Source organism: Chitinophaga caseinilytica (assembly GCF_038396765.1).
GTDB classification, from domain to species: Bacteria; Bacteroidota; Bacteroidia; order Chitinophagales; family Chitinophagaceae; genus Chitinophaga; species Chitinophaga caseinilytica.
Genome location: NZ_CP150096.1, coordinates 5,570,483 through 5,586,130 on the forward strand (window position 1 = coordinate 5,570,483; position 15,648 = coordinate 5,586,130).

Here is a 15,648-nt window from a genome sequence, read left to right on the forward strand (position 1 = left end):
AATTTCCCATCCATAGGGGTATGTTCTATTTTGCACGTCATATGATCGGAAAACAACGGGAATCACCATCCGGAAACGTCTTCCGCCATCACTATAAACTGAAAACCAATATGAAAGCAACAGCCCGACTGCTGAGCACCCTCCTACTTATCTTGTTTGCGACCACTGCAGCGTTGGCGCAACAGCAACGGTATACCATCAGCGGTTACGTTAAAGACGAAAAGTCCGGCGAATCCCTCATCGGCATTTCCATCGGCAAACCCGGCACTTCCATAGGCACCGTTACCAACGAGTACGGTTTTTATTCCCTCACCCTGCCGGCGGGTAAGCACGACATCCAGTTCTCCTATATCGGCTATCAACCCCAGAAATTCACCCTCGACCTTACCGCCAACAAGCGGATGGACATCCGTTTGGGCCAGGCAGACCGCCAGCTGAGCGAAGTGGTGATTTCCGGCAAGCAACAGGAGAAGAACATCAATACCCTCAATACCAGCCTGAATAAGCTCGATATCGCGGAGATCAAGAAACTGCCCACTTTCATGGGTGAGGTAGACGTGATCCGCACGATCCAGACATTGCCCGGTGTTAATACCGTGGGCGAAGGCGCCGCCAGCTTCAACGTGCGCGGCGGCAACGGCGATGAAAACCTCATCATGCTCGACGAAGCGCCCGTTTACAACTCCACCCACATGCTTGGTTTCTTCTCCGTTTTCAACCCGGACGCGGTAAAGAACATTAACCTCATCAAAGGCGGGTTCCCCGCGGAATACGGCGGCAGAACGGCTTCCGTGCTCGATATCAGGATGAAGGACGGTAACAACCAGAAATTCGGCATGACGGGCGGCATCGGGAATATCTTTAGTCGCCTGGCGCTGGAAGGGCCCATCCAGAAAGACAAATCCTCCTTCATCATCGCCGGCCGCAGATCGTATATGGACGTGCTCATGAAGCCTTTCCTCAAGGGCGACATGAAAGATACCAAGCTCTATTTCTACGACCTCACGGCCAAAGTGAACTTCCAGCTGGATAAGAACAACAGTCTTTTCGTGAGCGGGTATTTCGGCCGCGACGTGTTCGGTTTCGGGAAAGAAGCCAACATGAACTGGGGCAACAACACCGCATCGCTGCGCTGGAACCACATCTTCAACAACCGCCTGTTCATGAACCTCACCACTTACTATACGAAATACGATTATAGCCTGCGGTTCACCAGCGACGAGAAATCCACCACCGACCAGGAGTTCAGCTGGAAATCGAACATCATCAATTACGGCGTGAAACCTGCCTTTACTTACTACCTGAATTCCAGCAACACGCTGCATTTCGGGGTACAGGGCACTTATTATACCTTCAAGCCCGGCAGTACGCTTTCCCGCCAGGATGCGGATGAGCACCGGATCGTGCTCAAAGACAAGAACGCCCTGGAAGGCGCGCTCTATCTCGATCACGAATGGAAAGCCGGCAACAAGTTCGGCATTCAATATGGCTTGCGGCTCTCCGGGTTCCAATACATGGGCAAAGGCACGGCGTATTATTATGCAGACACGGTAGCGGGTACACGTAAACGCTTCATCGGTTCGCAGGATTACGAAAGCGGCAAGAAGATCGCGGATTACTATTTCCTCGAGCCCCGCCTTTCCGCGCGCTACGCCGTTAACTCCACTTCAGCCATCAAAGCGGCTTTCAGCCGTTCCGCACAATACATGCACCAGCTGAGCAATACCGCTTCCCCGACGCCGGTAGACATCTGGACACCTGTTTCCAACAACGTGAAACCGCAGTTGACAGACCAGGTTACGGCCGGGTATTTCTATAACGCCCCCGGCGATAAATTCGAACTGTCGGCCGAGGTGTTTTATAAATCCATGAAAGACCAGCTGGACTTCATCGATAACGCCGACCTGAACCTCAACGAGTTCATCGAAGCCGACCTCCTCAACGCGAAAGGCCGCGCTTACGGGCTGGAGCTGTATGTGAAAAAAGACATCGGCAATACCACAGGCTGGATCAGCTATACCCTGAGCCGTTCCGAGCGCAAAACGCCGGGCCTGAGCATGAACGAATGGTTCATCAACCGGTACGATCGTACCCACAACCTGAACATCGTGGCCAGCCACGAATTCACGAAGCGCGCGAGCATGAGCGCCAACTGGATGTTCGCATCCGGTACACCGGCTACTTTTGCAGACAGCCGCCTCGAGTTCCAGGACTGGGATATCCCCTACAATACCACCGAAAAGCGCAACAACTACCGCCTCAAGCCCTTCCACCGTCTCGATCTTTCGTTCACGTACAAGGGCCGCCAGCTGAAACGCTGGAAAGGCGAATGGGTGTTCAGCCTTTACAATGTGTATGCCCGGAGAAACGCCTATACCGTGTATTTCCGGCAGAACCCGGACGATCCTTCCAAGAAGGAGGCCGTTCGCCTGAGCATCATCGGGTCCATCATCCCCGGTATCACTTATAACTTCAAATTCTAATCTCCAAGCATGTATCATATGAAAAGGAACCTCACCGCCATCGCCCTTCTGTTCGCCGCCGCCGGATTCACCGCCTGCGAAGACACGATCGATCTCGACGTACCGAACGGAAAGACCTTCACCGTAGTGGACGGCTGGATCACGGACGTGCCGGGGAAACAGCAGATCCGCCTGACCACCACCGTCCCTTACACCAGCCAGGGCACCGCCCCTGCCGTGAGCGACGCGAAGATCACGGTAACGGACATCACCGCTAACAAGACTTACAACTTTACATATGCCGACGGCGTGTATAGCTACGACCCCGGCGCCGGCCAGAAGATCGGCGAAGTGGGCCACGTGTACAAGATGCGGCTGGAACTGAAGGAAGGCATTTTCGAAGCGATGGACACCCTGAAACGCGTGCCCGTCATCGATTCCATCGCCGCCGATTTCAAAACGAAAGAAGAAGCGATTTCCGGGAAGGAAGGCTTTTTCGCCCGGTTCTACGCCAAAGATCTCGCAGGTGCGACCGACTGGTACTGGGTGCGCAGCTACCGTAATTCGCTGCAAAGCCGCGTGGAAGACATTTTTACCATCGACGGTTCCTACGCCGAAGATGTGGCTGACGGGCTGAACTTCATCCAGCCCATTGCGGAGGGGATCACCGATTACGACAAGCCCTTCCTGGAAGGCGAGAAAGTGATCGTCCGCATCGCATCCGTCACCAAGCGGAGCCACGCTTTCCTCGACCAGGTGCAGCAGCAGATCGACAACGGCGGGCTGTTCGCCAAAATCCTGGAAAACGTGCCTACCAACGTGCTGAACACCGACAAAAACGCGAAGGGACGTGTGCTCGGATGGTTCGGGACTTCGGCGGTATCGTTCAAGGAAAAGACCATGCATAAATAACGATTATCAACCTACAGTTCACCCCGTAAAAACAACAAACATGAAAAGATCAGGTAAGCGCCTGCTGCTTGCCCTGGCCGTGCTTTGCACTATGCCGGCACTCGCGCAGGAAAAAATCGAAAGTCTTTCCCGCGGCGGAAAGGTAAGAGTGGGCGGCTTCGGCGCCCCTACCATCAAATTCACGACGTTCGACGATCAGATGGGCGTGCTCCTCGGCGGTTACGCCGGCGTGATGCTCAATAGCCGGCTCATGCTGGGAGCGGGCGCCTACGCGCTGGTCAACAACATCGAAGCGCCCCGCCCCGATCCCGCGGGTCCGGCATTATACTGGAACATGTGGTATACGGGTTTTGTGCCGGAGTATACCATCAAGGGCAACAAACTCGTTCACCTCGCCGTGGGCGCCCTCGTGGGCGGCGGCGGCGTCATGAAGAACGAAAGGTATAAAAGCTGGGACGAATTCGAATCCATCGGCTACAGCAGCTTCTTCGTGGGCGAGCCCCACGTGAACCTGGAGCTCAATATCACTTCCTACCTGCGGCTCGGCATCGGCGGATCGTACCGGTTCGTCCGCGGCTCCGGAACGGAAGGCATTACCGACGAGAAGCTGAGCGGCCCCTCCGCCCACTTCACCATCAAGGCCGGCCGCTTCTAAGGCCCGGTCACTGGCGGATCATCTTTTACGGCGGGAACGGCCTGCACGGGAATTTTTATTAACTTTTGGCAAAAGGAATAAACCGCGCACACTTCCCTTACCGTTAAAGATGATCCGTTTTTTATGGAGTTGATACATTTCGCCATACCTGGTTTTATCCTGCTCATCACCGCGGAAGTCATATTTTCGGCGGTCGAAAAGCGGGACCTCTACGAAACGAAAGACGCCGCCAGCAGCATCGCCATGGGCCTGGGGAACGTCATCATCGGGCTGTTCACCAAAGCCGTCATCTATCTCATTTACAGTTTCGCCTACGAATTCCGTTTTTTTACCCTCGACGCCACGGTTTGGTGGGTCTGGATCGTTTGTTTCTTTGCCGACGACCTCACCTATTACTGGTTCCACCGCTGCAGCCACGAGATCCGGTATTTCTGGGCTTCGCATGTGGTGCACCATTCCAGCCGCCGCTACAATCTGGCCACTGCGCTCCGCCAAACGTGGACGGGCAACCTGAGCGGGGCTTTCCTCTTCTGGATATGGATGCCCCTGGCCGGTTTCCACCCCGCCATGATCATGGCCATGCAATCCATCAGCCTGCTGTACCAGTTCTGGATCCATACCGAAGCCATCTGGAAGCTCCCCCGGCCGCTGGAGCTCATTTTGAACACCCCGTCGCACCACCGCGTGCACCATTCCTCCGAGATCAAATACCTCGATCGCAACCATGGCGGCGTCCTTATTATATGGGACCGGCTGTTCGGCACCTTCCAGCCCGAGGAAGAAAGGCCGGTGTATGGTTTGACGGTCAATATCAATACCTATAATCCCCTCCGCATCGCCACGCACGAATGGGCGGCCATCGGGCGCGACCTCCGCCGGGCCCGCACCTGGAAGGAAGCATGGATGTACGTTTTCGGGGCGCCGGGATGGGATGTGGACGGAAACGGGAAAACGGCCAGGGCCCTCCGCCGGTCACTCGATACTTCCTCCCATCCTGCCCAAAACCTGCCGCTCATCCAAAAATGATCATGGATATTTTGCATTTACGAAAACTATCGTACATTTGATTACGAAGAAATTCGTACAAAGGAGAGATATCATGGAAAACAAGGCTAATAACAAGAATGTACGTCCAACCGAAAGCGAGCTGGAAATCCTTACGATCCTCTGGGAGCGCGGGGCCAGCACGGTGAGGGAAGTGCATGAGATCCTGGAGAAGCAGAAGGAAGCGGGTTACACCACTACCCTGAAGCTGATGCAGATCATGCACGACAAGGGCTTGCTGCAGCGGGATGCAAGCGCGAAGACGCACATTTATGAAGCTGCCATTCCCAAGGAAGAAACACAGGCGCAGTTGCTGAAAAAGATGATCGACACGGTTTTTTCCGGTTCTGCGTCACAACTCGTTATGCAGGCCCTCGGTGGCCATCGCTCCTCGCAGGAGGAACTCGACCGCATTCGTGAATATTTGAACGAAATCGATCAAAAACAGTCGAAATAATTGTTTTATGCACTCGTTACTTCCTTTTACCGACCTTATCCAGGCCTTCGGCTGGACGATCCTGCACTCGTTCTGGCAGGGTTGCTGTGTCTTTCTCAGCCTGCGCATCGTGCTGTGGCTCTGGCCACAGGCCGGCCCGTCTATCAAATACCATCTCTCCTTTTTGTCATTGACAGGTATCGCAGGATGGTTCGGCGCCACGTTTGCCACGCAGTTGGGATCGATCCGGGAAGCTTCCGAAACGATGGTAGCGGTGAACGGCGGGATGAGTGCCCTGCCGGCCAACGTACCCATGGCTTTCGCCAGCGCACCGGCGCCCGCTGAAGGCCTGAAAGCCGCGCTCCCGGGAATGGAAGCGTACTTTCCCCTCCTGGTCGGCATTTACGTGGTGGGAGTAACGGTGATGACCATACGCCTCTGCATCGACCTGGCACAGCTGAAAACGCTGCGCCGCCAGGGGTTGACGCAACTCGGCCCCGTTTGGGAAGAACATCTCGCTGCCCTCGCCCGCAAGATGGGCATCGGGAAAAAGGTTGGGCTCTTCATTTCCAGGCATCTGCAGGTGCCGGTGATGATCGGGTTCCTGAAACCGGTGATCCTCCTCCCCACGGCCATGGTCAACAATCTGAGCCCCGAGCAGCTGGAAGCCATCCTCCTGCATGAGCTCGCCCACATCAAACGCAACGATTATCTCCTGAATATCTTCCAATCCATTGTAGAAACGATCCTTTTCTTCAACCCGTTCGTATGGTGGATTTCCCGCAACATCCGCCTGGAACGCGAACATTGCTGCGACGACCTCGTGCTCGCCAGCACCGTTCAGCCCATGCACTACGCCAAAGCCCTGGTGGCACTGGAAGAATTCCGCCTTACCGTGAACCCGATGGCAATGGCTGCCGCGCATGACCGGCAACATTTATTTCATCGCATCAAACGCATCATGGAAATGAAAACAAAACATCTCAACTATAGCCAGCGATTCCTGGCGCTCCTGATCATCGTCACCGGCCTGGTCTCCATCGCCTGGCTGACGCCCGACAGCAAGCGCAGCAAAAAGGAAAAGAAGGCGGAAACCACCGCCCTCGCCGCTCCTGCTCCCAAACCTGCGATCACTTCAGCGCCTTCATCTTCGCCCGCTCCGGCCGCCGTTAGCGACCTTTGCGCCACAGACACGATCGTGCCCGATTTCATCACGGAACCGGAACTGCCCGTTCCTCCCGTTCCGCCCGCCCCTCCTTCCGCCCCCATTCCGCCCGCATCCACACCCGCACCCCTGGCATTCGCCGGCCCGGTACCTCCCGTTCCGCCCATGCCACCCACTCCCGCCATGCCGCCCACTCCTCCCACACCGATGTTCTACTCATCCGGTGGCAACGGGATCGTGTTCGACAGGCGCGGTGGACAGGTGACCTTTTATTCCCCCGGCGACACCGTTGTCCCCGGTGGGCGTATCAAGATCATCGACAAAAACGGCAACCAGAAAACCTATAACTCGATAGACGATATGTCTGCCGAAGAACGGAAACAGTTCGAGGAAAGCTACATCCAGCTGCAGAACCGGAACTTCAACTACAAATACAATGAGGATTTCAAATTCGACAAGCATTTCAAGTTCGATTCCAGCTTCCGCTTCAACGACGCCGATATAAAGCTCATGCAGGTCAACGCCCTCAAGACGCTCCAAAACCTCGATTTGTCCAAACTCCAGGTCAACCTCGACGCGTTGTCGGATATGAAATGGGAAAACCTCGACGAGAATGTGCGCAAAAACCTGAAAAAGGAAGACTGGGAAAAGATTATCAAAGACACGCAAAAGAATTTGAAGAAGATCGACTGGAAAAAGCAGCAGCAGGAAATCAACAAGGCTATCGAGCAGCTGAAAAAAGAAGAACTGAAATACCACAAGGAAGTACAGAAATACCGGAACGACCAAACCCGTTTCAAAGCCGAACAGTTGAAATATCAACGCGATGTGGCCCGCTACCAGGGCGAAGCCCGGGCAGAATCCGACCGTGCGCTCGCGGAGCATCATAAAATCGTCAGGGACCAGCGTTTTGCCGCCGAAGCAGCCGTGCGCGACCAGCAACGCGCCGTCCGCGAGCACGAGCGCGCCGTCAAAACCCACGAGCGCGCCGTTGCCAGAGCCGAAGAAGCCCGTGAACTGACCGAGAAAAACAGGGCTACCACCCGCGTGTACAACGATCTGCTGAAAGCCATGGAGTCCGATAAGCTCATCGACCGGGAATCCGGATACAACATCGAAAAGAAGGGGGAAGATCTCTTCATCAATGGTAAAAAACAGTCAGACGACATAAAAAACAAATACAAGCAATATCTCAAAAACGATAACGTTACTATTAAAGGGGATAAAACGAACCTCCAGATCCATGCGCGGGATAACGAAAATTAAGCGCAGGGAGGCTCTTTACCCACTCATGTAACCATTCTCCGCCATTCTAATGCAAATTCCCGCTGCCGGTTCCGGTGGCGGTTTTTTCTTATATTTGCCCCTCGTTTATTCATTATTCAAAAACCCGCAGATATGCCGTCTTTCGATATCGTGAGCAAAGTTGACCTCCAGACGCTGGACAACGCCATCAATACCGTTAAAAAGGAAATCAACAACCGGTACGATTTTAAGGGCTCGCCGGTGGAAATCGACCTGGACAAGAAGGAAATGACCTTGAAGCTGGAAGTGGAAACCGATATGAAACTCTCCCAGGTGGTAGACGTGCTGATCAGCCGGAGCATGCGCCAGGGCCTCGCCGCCGAGATTTACGACCTCAGCAAGGAACATTACGTGAGCGGAAAGGTGGTGAAGAAGGAAGTGCCCGTCCGCAACGGCATCAAACAGGACGATGCCAAGAAAATCGTGAAACTGATCAAGGATTCCGGGCTGAAGGTACAGGCCGCCATCATGGACGACATCGTTCGCGTAACCGGCAAGAAAATCGATGATTTACAGGACGTTATCCAGAAAATGCGCGAATCCAATCTGGGTATCCCCCTCCAGTACGTGAATATGAAAAGCTAAATTTTTCTTTGCTTATTTAAAATATTGCGCTACCTTTGCGCTCTGTATTTATTAACTTATTGATATGAAACAGGGAATTCATCCGGAAAATTATAGATTCGTAGTGTTTAAAGACATGTCCAACGGGGACAGCTTTCTGAGCAAATCCACTACTCCCACCCGCGAAACCATCACCTGGGAAGACGGGAACGAGTATCCGCTGATCAAGCTGGAGATCTCCAACACTTCTCACCCGTTCTATACCGGTAAGAACGTGCTGGTGGATACTGCAGGCCGTATCGACAAATTCAACAAACGTTACAAGAAAGACGCCAAATAAGGCTATTTCAGCATATTTTTACTGGTCCCGCCGAGAGCATTCGGCGGGATTTTTTTATTTTAGCCGGTATATGGACCGTCATTACATCCTGTTTGATACGCCCGAGCGTGACGAACTCTACCCCTTCACCCACACCCGGCCCGTCGCGGACATCCGCACGGGCATCCTCACCATTCGGGAAAAGTGGGAAAAATGGCTCGAAACCGGGCCGCTCAGCAGTTTTACCGCTGAATACCTCCAGGCGAAGTTCCCCCTGCAGAAAGCCCCGCCAGGCACGGTTACCGTCCTGTTGAACGGGCACCTCCTCCCATCCGCCGACCTTGTCGGCACCATTTCGGCCATGGAGCCGGGGCAGGAACTGTACAAGAACGGCAGATTGCTGGCCAAGCTCATCAGCGGCGACGATTTCTTTGCGCCCGCTACGCTGGTGCGGCTCGAATTCGAGGGAGACATCCGGCGGGTAGACCGGCCCTGGGACATTGTGCAGCATAACGACGCCGCCCTGCGCGACGATTTCGCGCTGCTGACGAAGGGCCGGAAATCGGCCCCGGTTTCCCCGACCAACCAGGTGGTGAACCCGGAGCAGATTTTTCTGGAACCCGGCGCCAGGGTGGAATGCAGCGTGCTGAACGCTGCTACCGGGCCCATTTATATCGGCAAAAACGCCGAGGTCATGGAAGGGAACCTCGTGCGGGGGCCTTTCGCCATGGGCGAAGGCGCCGTACTGAAGATGGGGAGCCGTATTTACGGGGCTACTACGCTGGGGCCGCGGTGCGTGGCCGGCGGGGAGATCAAGAATACCGTGTTTTTCGCCCATTCGAACAAGGGGCACGACGGCTACCTGGGCGATGCGGTGATCGGCGAATGGTGCAACCTGGGCGCTAATACGAGCTGTTCCAACATGAAGAACAATGCCCGTGAAGTGCGGATATGGATGGAAGCGAAGCAGGAATATTGGTCTGCGGGCACGAAATGCGGTGTGCTGATGGGCGATTTCAGCAGATGCGGAATTAATACCATGTTCAATACCGGGACCGTCGTGGGTGTGAGCTGCAACGTGTTCGGCGGGAATTTTCCGCCGAAATACCTCCCCTCCTTCAGCTGGGGCGGTGCGGGGTTGACGGACAGGTACCGGCTGGAAGAGGCGCTCCGCGACGCGGATGCCTGGATGCGGTTGAAGGGTGCCGGGCTGCAGGAGGCCGACCGGGAAATTCTGACCCGAATATTTCGGGGATAAATGCGTATTTTTCGCGCCACTTATCAAAAGCATCGTAAAATCATGAGAAAGAAGATCGTAGCAGGCAACTGGAAGATGAACCTGACCCTCGCGGAAGGCGAGCAACTGGTGAACGACATCCTGGCCGCCGGCATCAACTTACCCGAAGACCAGGCAGTGGTGATTGCCCCGCCTTTTCCGTATGTACAGAAGGTGAAACAGCTCACCCGTAACTATCCCGGCATTTTCGTGGCCGCGCAGAACTGCGCCAGCGAGAAATCGGGCGCATATACCGGCGAGGTGTCTGCAGCCATGCTGGCTTCCGTAGGTATCGACTACGTGATCCTCGGCCATTCCGAGCGCCGGGAATATTTCAATGAAACGAACGCGCAGCTGGCGAAAAAGATCGACCAGGTACTGGCGAACAGGCTGAAGCCCATCTTCTGCTGCGGCGAGCCGCTGGAAGTGCGCCAGGCCGAAACGCAGAACGCATATGTGGCGAAGCAGCTGGAGGAAAGCCTGTATCACCTGGATGCGGAAGCGTTGAAGAACATCGTGATCGCGTATGAGCCGATCTGGGCCATTGGCACGGGTTTAACGGCCAGCGCGCAGCAGGCGCAAGACATGCACGCGTTCATCCGCGCGCAGATCGCCGCGAAATACGGACGGGAAGCGGCTTTGGGGCTGTCGATCCTGTACGGCGGCAGTGCGAAGCCTTCCAATGCGGCGGAGCTGTTTGCTTCTCCCGACGTGGATGGCGGCCTGATCGGCGGTGCGTCGCTGGTGGCGGCAGACTTTACTGCGATCATCAAGAGCCTGTAATAAATTATAAGATATGGTGGCTGAGGGGGTTATGCCTTTCAGCCATTTTTTTTAGTATTTTTTGCTAACTTTTTTAGTATTTGCCATTTTTCTTCCTATATTTGTATTGTGAAAGGAGGAGCTGTTATCACGCTGCTGTACATGATAACGGTTATTTCGAATTGATGATTGCAAAATCATAATGACATGGAACAGGAACAGGAAGTATTACATGATTACATGCTGGTGGTGCATCCGGACGCTCAAACGGTCCAGGATGTGAGCATGTACAAGCATTTGATCGCGGAGGAATTGGGATCGGCTCCCGGTTCATTTACGCAGGCGCACATTGCGCTTTTCAGGTCGGAATTTCCGGAGCGTTACGAGCAGGTGTTCGTGACGATGCTGGAGGGGCTGGTGGCGAATCAATCAGCCTTTACGGTGTATACCTCCCGGATCGACCATGCCCGTCAATCGAACGGCCGGCATATGTTTTATGTGAACGTGGCGAATCCGAAGCCGCTGGAGGATTTGCACAAAAAAGTGCTGACCGCCTTCGAGCTGGAGCCGGCGTCTTACCGTCCGCATATTGCGCTGGCGCGGTCGTTGCCGCCGCATCAGTTCACGCAGTTGTCGCCCTATCTGTCGGGTAAGGTGTTTGTCCGCAGTTTTCATTGCCACAGTTTCAGTTTGATGAAACGTGCGGCGGGTAGCGACCGGTACGAACTGGTACGCGAGTTCACGTTCGGCAAAGAGGTCCCTTCGAGCAATCCGCTGTTTCACCGTGCTGCCTGATGTCTTTCCGCAGGTATTGCGAAGAATATGATCGATATGATCGCGCAATTGCTGGTAATGAGAAAACATTTCCGAACGACTGTCAAACGACTATAAATAGCTGAAAGACAACCGGTAATAACCGGGATACAACTGAAACAACTAAGAAACAAAAGGGGCTCGCCTTACAGGCGTTCCTTCAAAATATTGCTGTAGAAGGTGTTACTGCGGAAAATATTGCTGTTAAAGATATTTTTTAGAGTCAGTATCATTTAGTTACGGGTCGGGCGTTTATCACCCGGCCCCTTCTACCCTACGCATCTACTTACGACCCATCCGATTCAGGAAACGAACCCTTGCATTCGCATGCTATTGGCATGCACCGGTAATATATGGAAAATGGGATCATCGGCTGATATGCCTGGTGCCAGTACGTCGTCGTCAACGCGATGTGCCGGTTGCCGGAGGCATCTGGCGGGATTCGTGGGGCTGTGTGCCTGGGGCGCGCCTGGCCCCCAAGTTCGCCATAGGCGCCCGTGGTACCAAAGGCATTCAGACATGCCCTGGATTCCCCGGTACGGCTGGTTTCTGGGCTTGCATGGGTGCTTGCGAGACCAAAGGCCCTCAGACATGCTTTTGGTGTTTGCATGGGTGCTTGCGAGACCAAAGGCCTTCAGACATGCTTTTGGTTTGCCTAATTACCTGGTTTGCCCGGAACGGCTGATCTCCAGGACTGTCCGGGCATGCCCGGGTACCTGTAGTACCGCCAGCCACCCAGGCAGACACAAAATACGCCAGATAGCCGGCCCCACGGCGCCGCGCCGCTGAAATCCTGCCGGAAGGCAGCTTTCCGCGGCTCCGCCCGGCAACCCGGGCGCCCGTACGTCCGTAAACGAAACAGTATCAATCAGGATATTTCCGGCCGTTGGGTTAAAACCCCACAGTTGGATCATTTGTCCCGTGTAAATTTATTATCTCATGGAATGGGTACCGATCAAACCGACTTACAGACCACCAGGCCATCTGCCTTCATCCGCAGAGCAAACCGTCTTTTCCTGGCTCAGCCGCGCCGGCTTCCAGCTGGAAATGCTCCGCAGAAGCGTAGAACCGCCTGTCACCGAATACTTTTACTTTCATCCATCCAAATACATACAGATCCACATGGTAGAAGATCCTGAAACCGGCCTGGCCCGTTTCTTTATCTTCTACCCCGGCGGACGGACCCTCGCAGCCTCCGGCATCCCGGAGCTGAAAGCCACCATCGCCGCCGGGTAAACCACCCCGCAAACGAAATTGTTATTTTATAAAATCGATCCCGTAGTTATGTTGCACAAAGAAATCGTAGTCAAAGGAATGGTACAGGGCGTTTATTTCAGGGCCACCACCCGATCCGTTGCCGTAGGCATGGGCCTCACCGGCGCAGTCAAAAACCTGCCCGACGGCCATGTATGGATCGTTGCGGAAGGGCCCAAAGACGCGATGGACGAATTTATCAGCTGGTGCCGCATCGGCCCCTCAGGCGCCAAAGTCACCGGGCTCGACATCATCGACGGCCCCTTGCAGCACTTTAAAGACTTCAGTATCCTGCATTGATTTTTTCGTATTGCTTCCTCATTCACATTCTCTACAACTCTTCACCCGCAAGAGTTACAGCAACCTGTCGAAATGTTTTTTGCTCCCGTTGGGCCACTGCCCAGCGGAAAAAAGAAATAATTCGATGATCTTGAACCTTTAGGAAGCAAACTAAAAATGTCAACCCAGGCCCCGGATATATTGCGCCTTTTCGGCACCAACCTCCGCCGGATCAGAAAGGAAAGAGGCTTTAGCCAACGCGAGCTCTCTGCACGTTGCAACGTCGACAATGCAGATATTTCCCGTATGGAAAACGGCGAGATCAACGTCACCCTTCGCACACTGTCGCAATTGGCAGACGCGCTCGAAGTAGCGATCCTCGAACTGCTGGCCGACCGCAAAACATAAAAAAAGCAGGACGACCGTCCTGCTTTCCATTTTTAAAATGTATGATACACCCCAATCAGAGTATATGTAATTTCTTCATCAGTTCCTTATCCAGCGCAGCTTTCGGAACAATCACATTGATCGTGTTCACCGCAAAGTAAGGCTCGGAAACATACAGGTAACCATCGAATTTGGACCCCGTTCCCCAGGAATTCTTCACGATGAAAAAGCGTTTATCGCCTTTCCCTTTCCCGATCCCCGTGATGTGCATCAGGTGATCGTCTTGCGTAACCAGCTTCTCGAACAGCTCCTGGCGGTATTCCGGCGTAACGTCTACTTCCGGAATGGCCGGGTTGGGCTGCTTGCGGTCCATCAGGCTATCGTACTTCGGGCTTAGGGCGTAACCGCCGTTATGCGCGAACCCACGATTGCTCACATCCGCATCCCACATCACCGTATATCCTTTCTGCACGGCATTCCAGGTAGCGCCGATCAATTCGTTGAGGGCCACATTGTAGAAGCTGCCGTTGGCATGGTTATCAGGTAGCTCCAGCACGAAGGAAGTATAGTAAGGATGATGCGTGAACGAGGTGAGGCTCACATAATCAGACGGACTGAACTTCACCACTTTCGTCGCGTATTCCTGCGGCGTGTATGTTTTACCGTTATACTCGAATTTCGCGGGCGGCGCCTGGCCCATGTAATGGTCCATCAGCGCGGTGAAGCTCTGCTCCCACTTCGGATCTATCGGCCGGCGGGCCAGCAGCGTGTCCAGGAACTGTTTCAGGGTATCGGCCATCTTGCTGTGGTTCAGCTCGTTCTGACCGGGCAGTTTCCCGCTGTACACGGATTCCGGCATCAGGCCGTAGGTCCCGGCGGCGATGAGCACATCGTGGCCCAGGCCCCCTTCCCCGAACTGCGCGGCGCCCTGGCGCTTCACATAGTTACGGGCCTTCATCAGGTATACATTCCGTACCACGAACATTTCAGACAGATCGGGCCTGGCGTCGGCACCAGCTTTCATGCACTGGCTTTCGATGAGCGATACCGTGCTGAAACACCAGCAGGTACCCGTCATGCCCTGGCTCTTCACGGCCGTGGCGGCGTTGTTCTTAATCACGGTCAGCTCCTGTGCGGGCGGATTGGCGATACTCCGGGGCGTTTCCTGTGCGGCGGCGGCCAATCCTGCTACCAGCGCAACACCCGTCAAAATTTGTAGTCTCATAAGCAGCATGGGTATTTAACGCTAAAATACGAAAGCCGGATCAGTTTTCATGAGAAACGCGCCCGCTGCCGGAAACCGACTGCTCTACGATCGCATTACCCTTGTACCGCACGCTTCCGCTACCGGAAATGGCGATCTCGAGTTTTTTGCTCACGTTCACAAAAGCTTTGCCCGAACCGGAAATGGCGATTTCCGCTTCCTGGGCCGTCATCCCCGGGGCATCCACGTCGGCGGACCCGGAAATCGCTACTTCGGTTTTGTCTGCCTTGCCGGCCAGCCTTACTTTACCGTTGCCGCTCATGGCTACTTCGAGCTTTTCGTAATCGAGGTCGAGATCGGCTTCGCCGATGCCGCTCAGCGCCACTTCCAGCTTGTCGCCTTTCAGTTTGCCGTCCGATTTGAAGGTCACTTTACCGCTACCGGCCAGTTCGGCGATCTCGGGATTGGTGATCCATACGTTCACCTGCTTGCTGGGCCGCACGTCGGTATGCTGCTTGTAGCGGATCTGGAGCTCGTTCGATTTGAATTCCAGTTCGATCAGCGGCAGGATATTCTCGTCTGCCTCGATTTCGATGGAAGCCTTGCTGCCCTGGCGTATCTGCACATTGAACTGTCCGGAAACGCCAAGCTCGGTGTACGATTGGGAAACGGTACGGGTTTCTTTTTTCATGTTGCCGTTACCGGTAACTTTGGAGCGTTGGGCCGTTGCGGTAAGGGCAAAGGTCAGGAGGGCCGCTCCGAAGAGCGCGACAAATTTTTTCATTTGGGTCATGATTTTGTGTTGATGGAC

16 protein-coding genes are annotated in these 15,648 nt (G+C 54.4%); 14 read left to right on the top strand and 2 right to left on the bottom strand.

What is annotated here, in order from left to right; all coding sequences use genetic code 11:
• Nucleotides 1–110: 110 nt before the first annotated feature.
• The 14 genes from WJU22_RS23015 (at nucleotide 111) to WJU22_RS23080 (ending at nucleotide 13,654) form a co-directional block, all read left to right on the top strand.
• Entirely contained in the window at nucleotides 111–2,483 is a 2,373-nt protein-coding gene (locus WJU22_RS23015) for a TonB-dependent receptor (protein WP_341840523.1), read from the top strand.
• 18 nt (nucleotides 2,484–2,501) lie between these two features.
• Nucleotides 2,502–3,374: a DUF4249 domain-containing protein gene (locus tag WJU22_RS23020; protein WP_341840524.1), complete on the top strand. Its 873-nt coding sequence runs from the start codon at nucleotides 2,502–2,504 to the stop codon at nucleotides 3,372–3,374.
• Nucleotides 3,375–3,414: 40 nt separating this feature from the next.
• A complete protein-coding gene (locus WJU22_RS23025) occupies nucleotides 3,415–4,029 on the top strand; it encodes a hypothetical protein (RefSeq protein ID WP_341840525.1) in 615 nt (204 codons plus the stop codon).
• 123 nt (nucleotides 4,030–4,152) lie between these two features.
• Nucleotides 4,153–5,055 carry a sterol desaturase family protein gene (locus WJU22_RS23030; RefSeq protein WP_341840526.1) on the top strand — a complete coding sequence of 301 codons (903 nt, stop codon included), beginning with the start codon at nucleotides 4,153–4,155 and terminating at the stop codon, nucleotides 5,053–5,055.
• A 73-nt stretch (nucleotides 5,056–5,128) separates the two neighbouring features.
• On the top strand, nucleotides 5,129–5,530 hold the full coding sequence (locus WJU22_RS23035; RefSeq protein WP_126248973.1) for a BlaI/MecI/CopY family transcriptional regulator: 402 nt from the start codon (nucleotides 5,129–5,131) through the stop codon (nucleotides 5,528–5,530).
• Nucleotides 5,531–5,537: 7 nt separating this feature from the next.
• Nucleotides 5,538–7,940 (top strand): M56 family metallopeptidase, encoded by a 2,403-nt coding sequence (locus tag WJU22_RS23040; protein ID WP_341840527.1) that lies wholly within the window; start codon nucleotides 5,538–5,540, stop codon nucleotides 7,938–7,940.
• A 132-nt stretch (nucleotides 7,941–8,072) separates the two neighbouring features.
• On the top strand, nucleotides 8,073–8,564 hold the full coding sequence (locus WJU22_RS23045) for a YajQ family cyclic di-GMP-binding protein (RefSeq protein WP_341840528.1): 492 nt from the start codon (nucleotides 8,073–8,075) through the stop codon (nucleotides 8,562–8,564).
• A 64-nt stretch (nucleotides 8,565–8,628) separates the two neighbouring features.
• A complete protein-coding gene (locus WJU22_RS23050; protein WP_126248846.1) occupies nucleotides 8,629–8,883 on the top strand; it encodes a type B 50S ribosomal protein L31 in 255 nt (84 codons plus the stop codon).
• A gap of 70 nt (nucleotides 8,884–8,953) precedes the next feature.
• Nucleotides 8,954–10,120, top strand: a complete 1,167-nt coding sequence (locus tag WJU22_RS23055; RefSeq protein WP_341840529.1) for a putative sugar nucleotidyl transferase — start codon at nucleotides 8,954–8,956, stop codon at nucleotides 10,118–10,120.
• 42 nt (nucleotides 10,121–10,162) lie between these two features.
• Nucleotides 10,163–10,921 (top strand): triose-phosphate isomerase, encoded by a 759-nt coding sequence (gene tpiA / locus WJU22_RS23060; RefSeq protein WP_341840530.1) that lies wholly within the window; start codon nucleotides 10,163–10,165, stop codon nucleotides 10,919–10,921.
• 186 nt (nucleotides 10,922–11,107) lie between these two features.
• Nucleotides 11,108–11,695, top strand: a complete 588-nt coding sequence (locus WJU22_RS23065; RefSeq protein WP_341840531.1) for a 2'-5' RNA ligase family protein — start codon at nucleotides 11,108–11,110, stop codon at nucleotides 11,693–11,695.
• Nucleotides 11,696–12,652: 957 nt separating this feature from the next.
• Nucleotides 12,653–12,949: a hypothetical protein gene (locus WJU22_RS23070; protein ID WP_341840532.1), complete on the top strand. Its 297-nt coding sequence runs from the start codon at nucleotides 12,653–12,655 to the stop codon at nucleotides 12,947–12,949.
• A gap of 48 nt (nucleotides 12,950–12,997) precedes the next feature.
• Nucleotides 12,998–13,267 (top strand): acylphosphatase, encoded by a 270-nt coding sequence (locus tag WJU22_RS23075; RefSeq protein ID WP_126248856.1) that lies wholly within the window; start codon nucleotides 12,998–13,000, stop codon nucleotides 13,265–13,267.
• 156 nt (nucleotides 13,268–13,423) lie between these two features.
• Complete coding sequence (locus tag WJU22_RS23080) at nucleotides 13,424–13,654, top strand: helix-turn-helix transcriptional regulator (protein WP_341840533.1); 231 nt, start codon at nucleotides 13,424–13,426, stop codon at nucleotides 13,652–13,654.
• Between the two features lie 55 nt (nucleotides 13,655–13,709).
• Here WJU22_RS23080 and WJU22_RS23085 read toward each other — a convergent pair whose 3' ends face one another.
• Both WJU22_RS23085 and WJU22_RS23090 read right to left on the bottom strand, forming a co-directional pair.
• Nucleotides 13,710–14,858, bottom strand: a complete 1,149-nt coding sequence (locus WJU22_RS23085; protein ID WP_341840534.1) for a C1 family peptidase — start codon at nucleotides 14,856–14,858, stop codon at nucleotides 13,710–13,712.
• 40 nt (nucleotides 14,859–14,898) lie between these two features.
• Complete coding sequence (locus WJU22_RS23090; RefSeq protein ID WP_341840535.1) at nucleotides 14,899–15,621, bottom strand: head GIN domain-containing protein; 723 nt, start codon at nucleotides 15,619–15,621, stop codon at nucleotides 14,899–14,901.
• Between the last annotated feature and the right edge of the window lie 27 nt (nucleotides 15,622–15,648).